Source organism: Micromonospora violae (genome assembly GCF_004217135.1).
Lineage (GTDB): Bacteria > Actinomycetota > Actinomycetes > Mycobacteriales > Micromonosporaceae > Micromonospora > Micromonospora violae.
In genome coordinates this window covers 2,428,461-2,440,851 of record NZ_SHKK01000001.1, presented here as the reverse complement: position 1 = coordinate 2,440,851, position 12,391 = coordinate 2,428,461, and the positions used below count along the sequence as shown (strand labels likewise).

The window sequence follows — 12,391 nt, the reverse complement described above, 5'->3', positions numbered from 1 at the left end:
AGTCCTACACGTACTGCGGCAACGCATTCGAAGTGGTTACTTCTGCGTGGACAGACAACGGCAGTCTCTACGTTGGTACTTGGGCGTGCCAACACCTATTCTCGGGAGGCACTTCCTTCAAAGAGCAGGCGCGCTTTAATTATTGGAGCACGGTTCCTACCGCGAACTACACGACTGTGCGTTGCGACATGTCTCTCTGACCCGTCATCCTGATGCATGAAGGCCTGCCTCCTGGCTCCTCGTGAACTGGGAGGCGGCCGGGTGAATCCGAACTGTGCGGATGCTGTCGGGGACAACGACCACCACGACGTCGCGACCGCTATGACTGGCGTGCCTCCGATGTCGACCTGGCGGCGAAGCCGCTGCAGTCGGGGCAGGTCGACACCACCGGGTGGGCGCAGGCGAGTACGTGGTCAAGGAACTCCTGCGCGGCCTGCAATCGGCGCATCTGGTCGACGATCCGGTTCCGCCGGTCCCGTACCAACGCGGCGCGGCGCTGACCGTCGCCGCGGTATAGGTCTCCGATCTCGGCCAGTGACATGCCGGCCCGCTGGCAGAGCCGGATCAGACGCGCCCGCGTGATCGTCTCGTCGTCGTAGATCCGGTGTCCGTTGGCGCGCCGGGCCGGTTCGAGCACCCCGACGTCCTCCCAGTGCCGCAGCACATGCGTCGGGACGCCGACCAGCGCCGCCGCGTCTCCGATTCGCCACGTCGTCACGCAGGCTCCTTAAACATTGACTTCAGGTCGACCTGAACTTCTACGGTGCTCCCCCTGGCGCGTGGTGCGCCAGGGCAGGGGAGAAGATCATGATCGACGGGGTACGTCAGGCCGCGGTGGCGGCCGGTGCGTTGGCTGCGGTGCCGTACCGCATGATTCGGCCGCGCCCGATCGACCGGCACTTCCTGGCCGGGCTGTCCGACGCCGGTATCCCGCGCGGGGATGTCGAGGTCGAGCTGATCACATTGGACCAGACGGTGCGGTCGGTGCCGACGCCACTGATCGCCGAGGCCGTCCGGAAACCGCGCCGGGTCGGCAACGCCCTGACCACGTACGTGATCCGGCATCCGGAGGTCACCGTACTGCTCGACCCGTCGGTCTGTGTCGACGTCAACGACCGGGTGATCGGCGAACTGCCGTGGACGTTGCGGCCGGCGGTCCGGCCCCGCTCTCAGGTGTTGCCGACCACGACGGCGCTGGAACGGGCCGGCATTCCGGCCGACACGATCACCTTCGCGCTCCCCACCCATCTGCACTGGGACCACGTCTGCGGACTGCTCGACCTTCCCGGCCTGCCGGTCCTGGTGCGCGAGCGGGAACGGGACTGGATGATGTCCGGCGACGCCGCACCAGCGGGCGGCGTCCGCGCCGCACTGCGGGGCCGCCAGGTGGACAGCTACGAGCTCGAGGGGCCGCCGGTGCTCACCTTCGAGCGCAGTCACGACCTGCTCGGTGACGGGTCAGTGATCATGGTCGAGTTGGCCGGGCACACGCCGGGAAGTGCCGGCGTCCTGCTCCGTACCGCCAACGGGCCGGTGCTGGTCGCGGGTGACGCCGCCTGGCACGGGTTGCAGATCGAACACGTCCGGCAGAGGGCGCCGTACCCGGGGCGGCTCGTCGACGACGACCGCGACGGAGCCTTCCGTACGCTGCACCGACTGCACGCCGTCCGGAACCAGGTCCGCATCATCCCGACCCACGACCCGAGCGCCTGACCGCTGGTCCGAAGCAGCTGCTCAGCGGTGTTGCGCACCGTTCGTCAGCGCCGTGAGAAAGGCGGACCATCCGGTACGGCTGAACTGAAGGCGTGGGCCAGCGGGGTCCTTGGAATCGCGTACCGCCACCTGGGAAAGGTTGGTGGCGACCTCGACGCAGTCGCCGCCGTTGTCGCCGCTGCGGGTGCTCTTGCGCCACACGGCGCCGGTCAGGTCAGTCATGCCGCATCTCCCCAGCGATCTGCTTGATCATGTCAGTCGATTCTGCCTCGCCGAGGGCCAGCGCATCCAGCCCTCGCCAGACGCGCTGGTAGGCGGCCAACTCGTCGGGCTTGTCGAGGTACAGGGCACCGGTCAACGACTCGCTGTAAACCACGGACGGTTCCGGCGCGGTCCGGCCGCCCTTGGTCGCCGGGAAGTCGAGGATCACAAAGGATCCCGCAACCGCGCCGGGCTGCGGGCCTGCTGCCAGGGGTAGCACCCGGACGCTGACGTTCGGCAGCTCGGACAGCTTGGCGAGGTGAGCGAGCTGCTCGGTCATGACGGGCGAGCCGCCAACACCACGTCGAAGCACCGCCTCAGACAACACGGATTCAACCCTGGGAGCTGCCGGCAGACGGCGAAAGAGCAATGCCTGCCGTTGAAGCCGGACCTGCACCGCCCGCTCGCGTTCCTCCTCGTTCAGCATCCCGCCGAGGCGATAGAGCGCGCGGGCGTACTCCTTGGTCTGAAGGATCCCAGGGATCACCGACTCGTCATAACGGCGGAGGTGGGCGGCGGCGGATTCCAGGCCGACGTACAGCTCGAACCAGTTCGGCACCGCATCGCCGTACGCGTGCCACCAGCCCTTCGACTTCGTCTCCACGGCCAGCCCGCGCAGCGCTTCGGTCATCTCGGGCGACACCCCGTACAGCTCGCACATCGCCTTGACGTCGAGCACCCGGACGGAGCCCTGGCCGCATTCGAGGCGCCAGATCTTCTGCCGGCTGTATTCGAGGGCTTCGGCGGCGGCGTCGAGTGTCACCCCGGCCTCGTTGCGGAACTGTCGCAGCAGCCGGCCGAGTTGCCGGCGCGGGACTGTCGATCCAATCTCGTCGGGCATCCGCACACTCCCTGGTTCCAACACGCAACACTGCGTGACCTGCTCCTGCAACTCCTACGGGTTCCAGCAAAGAAAGTCAATGCACAACGGGGAAATCGCGGTATTGAACGTTGCGTTTCCGATGCGGACTGTCGCAGGCTGATCACAGCACGGCGGCCGGCCGGTCCCCCCGAACGGCCGCCGTGCATCCCCGAGCACTCCGCGCCCCTCCGCGTCAGGAAGGCAGGCAGACATGAACGCCAGAAACCAGCGACCGGAGCCGCCGCGGGGTGGCGCGACCTACCGCTCCGGCGCGTACACCGGTCTGTTGCCGTGGCAGGTGCGTGAGCGCCGCTTCGCGCCCGTCGGGCTCGGGCGTCGCGGCCTGAACCCCGACGACGTGTACGCCTTCCTCGACCGGGTCGCCGTCGACATGGCCGCCGTCTACGCCGCTCTCGCCGAGAGCCGCCGCGAGACCGCCCGGATCAAGGCCGGCCTGCGTCGCTGGCAGACCGACCAGGCCCGCGCCCGCAACGAGCGGGACCAGGCCCGATGAGTCAGCGGTACGTCATCCACCTGCCCGTCGTCGCCGCCGACCTGCCCGCCGCGCAACGCCTGGCCCGGGTCATCGGCCGTTGGATGCTGGTGCTGCCGATGACGGACCCGGGGGAGAGCACCGTCTCCGAAGAAGACCATCAGTTGCTCAGGCACCGGGTCTTCTGCGATCTGCGGATGCCCGGCGGCCGGCGCTGCCTCCTGCGCGACGGACACGACGGGGCATGCTCCCGCCGCCTGCGTCGCTGACCAGTCGACCGGGCCGCTCTAGTCTCGGTCTTTCATTTGAGGGCCAACTTGATCGTCGGCAGTGTCACCGACTGCGCCAGGTGCTCGGCAACACCACCTGGGGCTCGGCCGTTTGGATGATTTTAAAGGGCGCTCCTGTGTCAACCGGATCAAGGCGGACAGCCTACGATTTTTGCCGGCTTCCGCGAACCGGTGCACAGCGGGTGACCACTGCTAGGGTGCGAGCTGCGGGAACAACGATTGAGTGTCGAGGTGGGTCATGCCGTTTCCTGTGGTTCTCGTGGCCGTTGCTGCGGGAACAGCGGTCGCCAACTTTGTGGGCAACAAGGTTATCGAGAATCAGGCGAAGAAGAAGGTGGAAGACCTGCAGGCCCACCACGATGATGAGTACGCGAAGCACCGGGCCGCCGCTGACTCCACCTCTGCGAAGTTGAGAACGCTGGGTGAGCATCAGAAGTCCGCCCTCGACACTGTGATGCCCCGGATCAAAGCCTTTGCTGATCGCAACGAGCGTCAGTTGCGGATGCGTGAACGCCAGATCATCGAGGAGGGAGAGGCGCCCGAAAAACGGGAAATTGGCGCATCGCCCGACGTCTCGGGTCCTGGCGAAATCGCGGCCGCGATGAACGGTATTGTGTCCGCCGCCGCCGGAGGTGGCCTGAGTGGTGCCGCCTACGCAACGGTAGCGAAGGTAGCCACGGCATCTACCGGAACTGCGATCAGAACTTTGACCGGCGTGGCAGCAAAAAACGCAACCCTCGCGGCGATTGGAGGCGGTGCCAAGGCTGCGGGAGGCGGGGGTATCGCAGCAGGCGTACTCCGGCTCAACATCATCACCGCGGTCCCGGCGGTCGCGCTCAGCGTCGGTCTGATGATCAAGTCAAAGTCTGACGCCGACAAGGCAGTTGCTAAGCACGATGCAGACGTCAAAAAAGCAGTCGCCACATACAACCAACGGAACGAACTCCTTCGCGGCATCGACGAACGGGTCGGCGAGATCGAGGAAGTTTTGGCGGGGCTGGTGAGGTGCGCAGGCGAAACGGTCGACCGCCTGGAACAGGCTGAGCGCGAGCCCGGAGGATTCGACCTCGACAACGATGATCATGCGCACCGCCTCCAAGCGGCACTCCTCGTTGTGAAGGGTGTCGGCGAAGTCGCCGCCGCGCCCGTCGTGAATCCAGATCTGACGCTCGACCCGAATAGCGAGTTTCTGGTGGTTAAGTACCGCAACTACAGCCCGGAGCACGCCAATGCCTGACACCCGACCGGACACAATCTTTGACGCGGTGGGCCGGATGGCCACGACAGCAGACGCCGCTCAGTACCTCATGGCGATCGTCGATGTTGCTAAACGTATCGACGCCAACATGACAGAGCGCGCCCGGATCGCAGCTGAGCGCGACAAGGAGATCGCCAGAATCAGCGCTGCGAGTCAAGGGTTGCGGGACTACCTGGATCGCGTTTTTGAGGAGCGTCGCGAACTGCATCGAGCCTTCTTCGCGAGGCTCGACAAGGCCATCGAGGATCGCGATGCGGAAACCATCCACGCATGTGTCACCGGGATCGTCGAGGTCGCCAAGAGCTCTCCCCTCAACAACATCGTGGAACTGCGCAATGTCTGGGCGGACCCGAACGCAGTAATCGAGATATAGCCTGGCAGTCGCGCCCTTTCGACCGTGGCGCCGATGTGCTGCGGCCAATTCCGCGGCGCCGGCGAACGGTAGGGCCGCTAACGTGCGGCACGGGAGGTGGCAGGGATGGCCGGTCAGCGTTGGGACGCCCGATTTGAGGGCTGGGTCCGGACGGCGCGCTGACCGAGCCGTGGACGCGCACCCGACCGCGCCTGTGTCCTTAGTCAGCTCGGTCGGGAATCGCTGGGGCCCTCTCGATCCGTCGTCAGGGTCACGAGACGGTAGTCAGGAACGCGAGGGTTGCGTTCCTCGGCCGGCTTGTCCATCGGTCGGACGGTGACTCCGTCGGGAACAGGCGCCCGACACACATGGATCCCCTCCATGCAGGTGTCGCACCAGAACGCGACGTACCCGGCATTGGCCGCGGGCTGAGCGGTGAAGACGATCCGTAGGGTCCGCCACCCGCAGTTCGCGGACTGCGCAACGTCCACCGGCACCAGGTCTGCTTTGTTCAAGCGTCGCTCAATTTGATACCGCAGTTGCGGCCGGTCAACAAGGTTCGGGTCAATTCTCGGGTGTACGGCTGAACGTCAACGCCATCGCGTGTGCGTCGATCCGCGCCGCCTCTGTCGATCATGGAGTTGTGGTGGTCCACAAATCAGCCGTCATCATGCTGAAACGGGCACCACAACTCCATGATCGACGCGGCCAAGCCGGGCGACGCGGCCAAGCCGGTCGACGCGGTCAAGCCGGTCGACGCGGTCAAGCCGGTCGACGCGGTCAGGCCGGTCGACGCGGTCAGGCCGGGCGACGCGGTCAGGCCGGGCGACGCGGTCAAGCCGGGCCCGCGGTCAAGCCGGGTCGGGCCGGGGGAGGGGTGGCATTCGTTCGTATCATTTCGGGATGGGGCTGGGGCCGGGGGTGCGGTTCAGTCGGCGGGGGGTGTTGCTGGGCGCTGGTGGGCTGCTCGTTGGTTGTTCGCGGGGGCCCGAGGTGGGTGAGGTCCACCTGCGACTGGCGACTGGGCCGGCGGGGGCGGTCTACCGGCGGATCGGCGGTGCGCTGGCCGAGCACATCTCCGAGCGGGTGCCGGGTGCCACGGTGACCACGGTGCCGAGCGGGGCGTCCACCGACAACATCCGGATGCTGCGGGCCGGCGAGGTGCACCTCGGGCTGACCAGCCTGGATGCGCTGATCACCAGCGACGGGAGCGCGCCCGCGGGGCTCTCGGCGATCTGCCGACTGTACGACAGTCACCTGCATCTCGTGGTCATGGCGGATTCCGCGATCCGCGAGTTCCGTGATCTTGAGGGCAGGCGGGTGTCGCTCGGTGCGCACGATTCGGGCACCGAGTTCACGTCGCGGCGGGTTCTGCACCTCAACCCGGTGCACGCCGACGGCCGGAATCTCAGTCAGGCCGCGTCGGCGGCGGCGTTGCGCGACGGCACGATCGACGCCATGTTCTCCCTGACCGGCGTTCCGACGCCCGCCATCACCGAGTTGGCGCAGCGGCACCGGATCCGGCTGATCCCGTTGGAGGCGCAGGCCGATGCGCTCTTCACGGCCTACCCGGGTCCGTACGCCCCGGCGATGATCCCTGCGACCGCGTACGCCGGTGTGCCGGCGGCCCGCACCGTCGCCGTACCGAACGTGCTGCTCGCCCGTGACGACCTGCCCGCCGGCCTGGTCTATGCCATCACCGACACGGTCTTCCGGTACGCCGGTGCGATCACCTCCGCCGGCCGCGATGACGCCGAAGCCGTTCCGGAGGCGTGGCAGATCAACGTGCGTACCGGGATCTCCACCGCGTCGGTCCCGCTCCATCCCGGCGCGGTGGCCTGGTTCCGCGACCGCAAACGCTGACGCCGGCGCCGTCAGACCGGAGCGGGAGCCAGCGGTAGCGCCACCAGGGCGGCGAGCCCGTGCCCGGACCCGTCGGGGCGTGGCAGGCCCTCCTCCAACCGCAGCTCACCGCCGGCCGCCCCGACCAGGTCGGCGCAGATCGCCAGGCCGAGGCCGGTCCCGGGTACGTTCTGGTGCCGGGGCGAGCGCCAGAACCGTTGCAACGCCTGGGCCCGCTCGGACACGTCGATGCCCTGGCCGTCGTCGCGAACGGCGATGGTGACCACCGCACCACCGGGGACGACCTGTGCGCGCACCTCCACGACCTGCGCGCCGGACAGCCGTGAGGCGTTGCTGATCAGCTCGTCCAGGACGCTACCCAGGCCGCCTGGCGGCTCCAACAACCGCAACCCCGGCGGTACGTGGACAGCCAGCGTCTGCCTGGCCGTGGCGGTCAGCGCCCGCCAGGGGGCGACCCGGGTGGCCAGCACCTCGTCGAGGTCCACCGGCGACGCCGTCCGCATGCTCTCTATCCTGGCGCTGGCCTGCAGTGAGTTCAGCAGCTGCTGCATCGCCTTCAGCTCGTCGACGGCGACGTCGTACACCTGTTGCCCGTTGCCCTCCGGCCGCAGGTGTGGTGCCAGGCTCTCCACGGCGAGCCGGAGGCTGGTCAACGGGTTGCGCAACTGGTGCGACGCGTCGGCGACGAACGCGCGCTGACGCTGCGCGGCGTTCTCCACAGCGTCCATCATGGCGTTGAACGACTGGGCCAGCCGCCGCAGCTCGATGGGGCCGGCCTCGGCGTCGGCGCGGATGGTCAGGTCGCCCTCGGAGATCCGCGAGGTCGCCGCGTCGAGTTTCCGCACCGGCCGCAGCACCCACGCGGACACCGGCCAGGCGACGGCGGTCAGCGCCAGCAACGGCAGCAGCCCCAGCCCGGCCAGCCAGGCCCAGCGGACGAGGATGAGCTCGCGCGTCCTGGCCAGGTCGGAGATCGTCACGACGGCGCCGACAACCTCACTGTCGCGGCCGACCGGTTCCGCCACGACGAGTGCGGAGTCGTCCCACGGCGCCCACTCCCAGGACGGTTCGGATCGTGCGCCGGCAAGCGCCGCGGTCACGATCCGGGGCAGGGCCTTCTCGGCTCGCGCCGCCCTCTGGTACGCGTCGACCGGACCGAGCAGCACCACGCCCGACGTGTCGATCAGCGCGACCGGGATGCCGTAGAGCTCGTGGTACCGCGTCAGTTCCTGTTGTAACGCCTCGGTGCGGCCGGTCGACAGCGCGGTCTCGGCCAGCGAGGCGAACCGGCCGACGTCGTCGAGCCGGTTGACGTACGTCTCCTGCATCTCCCGTTCGGCCACGGTGACGCTGAGCGGCACCCCGAGCGCCGCGACGAGCAGCACCGCGAGGGGAACCAGGACGATGAGCAGCCGGCGGTGCACGGCCCGTCAGCCGTTCCGCTCCGGCCGGTCGGCCAGCAGCCGGTAGCCGACGCCGTGGACGGTCCGGATGACCACCTCCGACCCCAGCTTGTGCCGCAGCGCCGCGATGTGGGTGTCCAGGGTACGGCTCGCCGGCTCCCAGGCCACGCCCCAGATCTGGTCGAGGATGACGTCGCGGCTGACCACGTTGGGTGCCCGCCGCGCCAGGAGCAGCAGCAGTTCGAACTCCTTGCGGGTCAACGGCACGAGGGCGTCGTCGACGGTGACCTCGCGGGTGCCGACGCCGATCCGCATCGGGCCGAGGACGAGCGGCTCGTCCGTCTGGCCGAGGGCACGAGCGGCCCGGGTACGCCGCAGGACGGCGTCGATCCGGGCCAGCAACTCCGGAATGCCGAACGGTTTGACGATGTAGTCGTCGGCGCCGGCGCGTAGGCCACGGACCCGCTCGTGCTCCTCGGACCGGGCGGTCACCGCGATGACGGCGGTCTGTGGGCGGTCCCGCAGCTTGCGGATCACGTCGAGACCGTCGCCGTCGGGGAGACCCAGATCGACGAGGACCACGTCGGACGGCGCGGCGCACACGGCCTCCGTGGCGGTGGCGACGCGGTGGACCTCGAAACCCGCCTGGGTCAGGACGGTCACCAGACTCCTCGCCACGCGGTCGTCATCCTCGATGACGGTTATCCGCATACCAGCGGATTGTACGGACCGCATCGGCCCTCGCGCCGGCCCTGCTTCTTGGGATTTTTCTGACACCATCTGCCGTCCGACCAGCCCAGACTGGCAACCACCGGGACGCCGAGGAATATCCATGCGTTGATGGGGAGGCCGCCGTATGCCAACCACCAGCAGGTACCGGGCCACCACGCAGATGATCGCCGCGATCGGTGTCGTCTCACTCGCCGCCGCCTGTGGCGGCAACGGGGGCGGCGCCGGTGGTGACGCCGGGCGTTACCCGGACGAGAACATCACGATCGTCGTGCCGTTCAGCGCGGGCGGCCCGACGGACACGGTCACCCGCATGATCGCCGAGCCGATGGCCGCGAAGCTCGGTGGCAAGATCGTCGTCCAGAACGTCGAGGGTGCCGGCGGCACCGTCGGCGCTGGCGAGGTCGCGCGGGCCAGGCCGGACGGCTACACCGTGCTCATGCACCACATCGGCATGTCGACGGCCCCCGCCCTCTACAAGAGCCTGGGCTACCAGCCGTTGGAGGACTTCGAGACGGTCGGGCTCGTCACCGAGGTGCCGATGACGATCGTCGCCCGCAAGGACTTCGCGCCCGCGACACTCCCGGACCTGGTGACCCACGTGAAGGCGAACGCCGACAAGGTCACGCTCGCCAACGCCGGCATCGGCGCCGCGTCACACCTGTGCGGCCTGCTGTTCCAGACCACCACCGGTGTCAAGCTCCAGGAGGTCCCGTACCAGGGCACCGGGCCCGCGCTGACCGACCTCGTCGGCGGCCAGGTCGACTTCATGTGCGACCAGACGACCAACACCAGCGGTCAGATCGCCGCGGGGAAGGTGAAGGCGTACGCGGTCACCACGCCCGAGCGGGTGAAGAGTCTTCCCGACCTGCCCACCACGGCCGAGGCCGGGCTGCCGCAGCTCCAGGTCAGCGTGTGGCACGGTCTGTACGTCCCGGCCGACACGCCGCCGGAGATCGTCCAGAAGCTGTCCGAGGCGCTGAAGGTGGCGTTGGCCGACCAGGGGGTCATCGACCAGATGGCCAAGCTCGGTACCGCGCCGGTCCCGGCCCAGGACGCGACCCCGGAGGCGCACCGGGCGAAGCTCGACGAGCAGCTCGGCACGTGGGCGAAGATCATCGCCGACTCCGGGGTCAAGGTCTCCTGAGGTGGAGCGCCGTCGGTCGTTCCCGGACGTCCTCGCCGGTGGAATCTTCGTCCTGATCGGTGCCGCGTTCGTGGTGGGGGCGCTCGGCTACGAGCTGGGCACCCCGACCCGGATGGGCCCGGGCGCGTTCCCGCTGCTGGTCGGCGCGGCCGTGATCGCCCTGGGCCTGGCGATCGCCGGCAAGGGCCTCATCGCCGGTGAGGTGATCTCGTTCGGGCCGGTCCCATGGCGAGCGCTCGGCGTCATCGTGATCGCAGTCCTGTTCTTCGGGTTCACCGTCCGGCGCCTCGGCTTCGTGCCGACGACGGCGGTGACGGCGCTGCTCACCACACTGGCCAGCGCCCGCGTACGGCTGCTCACGGCGGTGGCGGTGGCCGCCGGGCTGACCGTGGCCAGCACGCTCATCTTCATCGTCGGACTTCAGCTGCGGATCCCGTTGTGGGGCCCGTGGCTGGGCCTCTGACGCGCCGACCGGGCTGAGGCATGGAGCTTCTCGACAACCTCGCGCTGGGCTTCTCGACGGCCCTGCTGGTCCAGAACGTCCTCTACTGTTTCGTGGGAGTGCTGCTCGGGACCGCGGTCGGCGTGCTGCCCGGCATCGGGCCGACGGCGACGGTGGCGATGCTGCTGCCGATCACGTTCAGCTTCGAGCCGGTCACGGCGCTGATCATGCTGGCCGGCATCTACTACGGGGCACAGTACGGCGGTTCCACGACCGCCATCCTGATCAACCTGCCCGGTGAGTCGTCGGCGGCGGTGACCGCGCTGGACGGGCACGAGATGGCCCGCCAGGGCCGGGCCGGGCCGGCCCTGGCGGCCGCGGCGATCGGGTCGTTCGTCGCGGGTACGGTCGCCACCGTGGCGCTGGCCGCGGCGGCCCCGCCGCTGGCCAGTGTCGCGTTGAAGTTCGGTCCGGCGGACTACTTCTCGCTCGTGCTGTTCGGCCTGATCGTGTCGATCGCGTTGGCACGGGGTACGGCGCTCAAGGCACTGGCGATGATCGCGCTCGGCGTGCTGCTCGGCACGGTCGGCCAGGACATCTACACCGGAACGCCCCGCTTCGTGTTCGAGCAGCGCGAACTCTACGGCGGCATCGACTTCGTGTCGGTCGCCGTGGGCCTGTTCGGGGTGGCCGAGATCCTGCGCAACCTGGAGAACGAGCAGACCCGTACAGCGATCGTCAGCCGGGTGACCAATCTCTGGCCGACCCGCGAGGACCGGCGTCGGATCGTCGCCCCGATCCTGCGGGGCACCGGTCTCGGCGCGGCGCTCGGCGTCCTGCCCGGGGGCGGCCATGTGCTGGCCTCGTTCACCTCGTACGCCGTGGAGAAGCGGGTCTCGAAGCGACCGCAGGAGTTCGGGCGGGGCGCGATCGAGGGTGTCGCCGGTCCCGAGTCGGCGAACAACGCCGCCGCGCAGACGTCGTTCATTCCGCTGCTCACCCTGGGTCTGCCCGCCCACCCGGTGATGGCGTTGATGATCGGTGCGTTCATCGTGCACGGCATCGCCCCGGGCCCGAACGTCATCAACGACGAGCCGGCCCTGTTCTGGGGCCTGATCGCGTCGATGTGGATCGGCAACGTGCTCCTGCTGCTGCTGAACCTGCCGCTGATCGGCCTCTGGGTGCGGATGCTGCGCATCCCGTACCAGGTGCTGTTCCCGATGATCATTCTGTTCGCCGCGATCGGCACCTACTCCCTGGGCTTCAACGCGTACGACGTCTACGCGATCGCGTTCTTCGGGATCCTGGGCTACGTCCTGATCAAGTGCGGGTGCGAGCCGGCGCCCCTGCTGCTCGGCTTCGTCCTCGGTCCGCTGCTGGAGGAGAACCTGCGCCGCGCGCTGATCATCTCGCGGGGCGACCCGTCGGTCTTCCTGACCCGACCGATCTCCGCGGCGCTGCTGGTGCTGGCCCTCGCCGCGCTCGTCGTCGCCGTCCTCCCGGCGATTCGCCAGCGCCGCGCGGTCGTGTTCGCCGAGGAGGACTAGCAATCCGAACCGCGTGCCGGTCAGGTCGACG

Annotated in this window: 15 protein-coding genes; 9 read left to right on the top strand and 6 right to left on the bottom strand. The window is 68.7% G+C overall.

Annotated features, from left to right (window positions below):
* Nucleotides 1-319: 319 nt before the first annotated feature.
* Nucleotides 320-718, bottom strand: coding sequence for a MerR family transcriptional regulator (locus tag EV382_RS11080; protein WP_130401481.1), 399 nt, complete (start codon nucleotides 716-718; stop codon nucleotides 320-322).
* An 89-nt stretch (nucleotides 719-807) separates the two neighbouring features.
* On the opposite strand from EV382_RS11080, the gene EV382_RS11075 reads away from it, so the two are divergent.
* Nucleotides 808-1,713, top strand: a complete 906-nt coding sequence (locus tag EV382_RS11075) for an MBL fold metallo-hydrolase (protein ID WP_130401480.1) — start codon at nucleotides 808-810, stop codon at nucleotides 1,711-1,713.
* Nucleotides 1,714-1,734: 21 nt separating this feature from the next.
* Here EV382_RS11075 and EV382_RS11070 read toward each other — a convergent pair whose 3' ends face one another.
* Entirely contained in the window at nucleotides 1,735-1,935 is a 201-nt protein-coding gene (locus EV382_RS11070) for a DUF397 domain-containing protein (RefSeq protein WP_130401479.1), read from the bottom strand.
* Nucleotides 1,928-2,815 carry a helix-turn-helix domain-containing protein gene (locus EV382_RS11065; protein WP_130401478.1) on the bottom strand — a complete coding sequence of 296 codons (888 nt, stop codon included), beginning with the start codon at nucleotides 2,813-2,815 and terminating at the stop codon, nucleotides 1,928-1,930. The genes EV382_RS11070 and EV382_RS11065 overlap by 8 nt, the downstream gene beginning before the upstream one ends.
* A 232-nt stretch (nucleotides 2,816-3,047) precedes the next feature.
* Between EV382_RS11065 and EV382_RS11060 the strand changes: the two genes are divergently transcribed.
* The 4 genes from EV382_RS11060 (at nucleotide 3,048) to EV382_RS11045 (ending at nucleotide 5,250) form a co-directional block, all read left to right on the top strand.
* A complete protein-coding gene (locus EV382_RS11060; RefSeq protein ID WP_130401477.1) occupies nucleotides 3,048-3,350 on the top strand; it encodes a DivIVA domain-containing protein in 303 nt (100 codons plus the stop codon).
* Nucleotides 3,347-3,598 (top strand): hypothetical protein, encoded by a 252-nt coding sequence (locus EV382_RS11055; protein WP_130401476.1) that lies wholly within the window; start codon nucleotides 3,347-3,349, stop codon nucleotides 3,596-3,598. Before EV382_RS11060 ends, EV382_RS11055 begins: the two co-directional genes overlap by 4 nt.
* A 259-nt stretch (nucleotides 3,599-3,857) precedes the next feature.
* The gene (locus tag EV382_RS11050; protein ID WP_130401475.1) at nucleotides 3,858-4,856 is read left to right on the top strand and encodes a hypothetical protein; all 999 of its coding nucleotides are present in this window, start codon (nucleotides 3,858-3,860) and stop codon (nucleotides 4,854-4,856) included.
* Nucleotides 4,849-5,250, top strand: coding sequence for a hypothetical protein (locus EV382_RS11045; protein WP_130401474.1), 402 nt, complete (start codon nucleotides 4,849-4,851; stop codon nucleotides 5,248-5,250). The genes EV382_RS11050 and EV382_RS11045 overlap by 8 nt, the downstream gene beginning before the upstream one ends.
* A 637-nt stretch (nucleotides 5,251-5,887) precedes the next feature.
* Here the strand turns inward: EV382_RS11045 and EV382_RS33380 are convergent.
* On the bottom strand, nucleotides 5,888-6,067 hold the full coding sequence (locus tag EV382_RS33380) for a hypothetical protein (protein WP_130401473.1): 180 nt from the start codon (nucleotides 6,065-6,067) through the stop codon (nucleotides 5,888-5,890).
* A 65-nt stretch (nucleotides 6,068-6,132) separates the two neighbouring features.
* Here EV382_RS33380 and EV382_RS11035 point away from each other — a divergent pair, with 65 nt between their 5' ends.
* Nucleotides 6,133-7,092, top strand: a complete 960-nt coding sequence (locus EV382_RS11035) for a TAXI family TRAP transporter solute-binding subunit (protein ID WP_130401472.1) — start codon at nucleotides 6,133-6,135, stop codon at nucleotides 7,090-7,092.
* A gap of 11 nt (nucleotides 7,093-7,103) precedes the next feature.
* Here EV382_RS11035 and EV382_RS11030 read toward each other — a convergent pair whose 3' ends face one another.
* Nucleotides 7,104-8,516 (bottom strand): sensor histidine kinase, encoded by a 1,413-nt coding sequence (locus tag EV382_RS11030; protein ID WP_130401471.1) that lies wholly within the window; start codon nucleotides 8,514-8,516, stop codon nucleotides 7,104-7,106.
* A gap of 6 nt (nucleotides 8,517-8,522) precedes the next feature.
* On the bottom strand, nucleotides 8,523-9,206 hold the full coding sequence (locus EV382_RS11025) for a response regulator transcription factor (protein ID WP_130401470.1): 684 nt from the start codon (nucleotides 9,204-9,206) through the stop codon (nucleotides 8,523-8,525).
* Nucleotides 9,207-9,351: 145 nt separating this feature from the next.
* Between EV382_RS11025 and EV382_RS11020 the strand changes: the two genes are divergently transcribed.
* Genes EV382_RS11020 through EV382_RS11010 form a run of 3 tightly spaced genes read left to right on the top strand, consistent with a single transcriptional unit; the run spans nucleotide 9,352 to nucleotide 12,360 of the window.
* On the top strand, nucleotides 9,352-10,371 hold the full coding sequence (locus EV382_RS11020; protein WP_208758366.1) for a tripartite tricarboxylate transporter substrate-binding protein: 1,020 nt from the start codon (nucleotides 9,352-9,354) through the stop codon (nucleotides 10,369-10,371).
* A gap of 1 nt (nucleotide 10,372) precedes the next feature.
* On the top strand, nucleotides 10,373-10,834 hold the full coding sequence (locus tag EV382_RS11015; RefSeq protein WP_130401469.1) for a tripartite tricarboxylate transporter TctB family protein: 462 nt from the start codon (nucleotides 10,373-10,375) through the stop codon (nucleotides 10,832-10,834).
* A gap of 20 nt (nucleotides 10,835-10,854) precedes the next feature.
* Nucleotides 10,855-12,360, top strand: coding sequence for a tripartite tricarboxylate transporter permease (locus EV382_RS11010; protein WP_130401468.1), 1,506 nt, complete (start codon nucleotides 10,855-10,857; stop codon nucleotides 12,358-12,360).
* The last annotated feature ends 31 nt before the right edge of the window (nucleotides 12,361-12,391 follow it).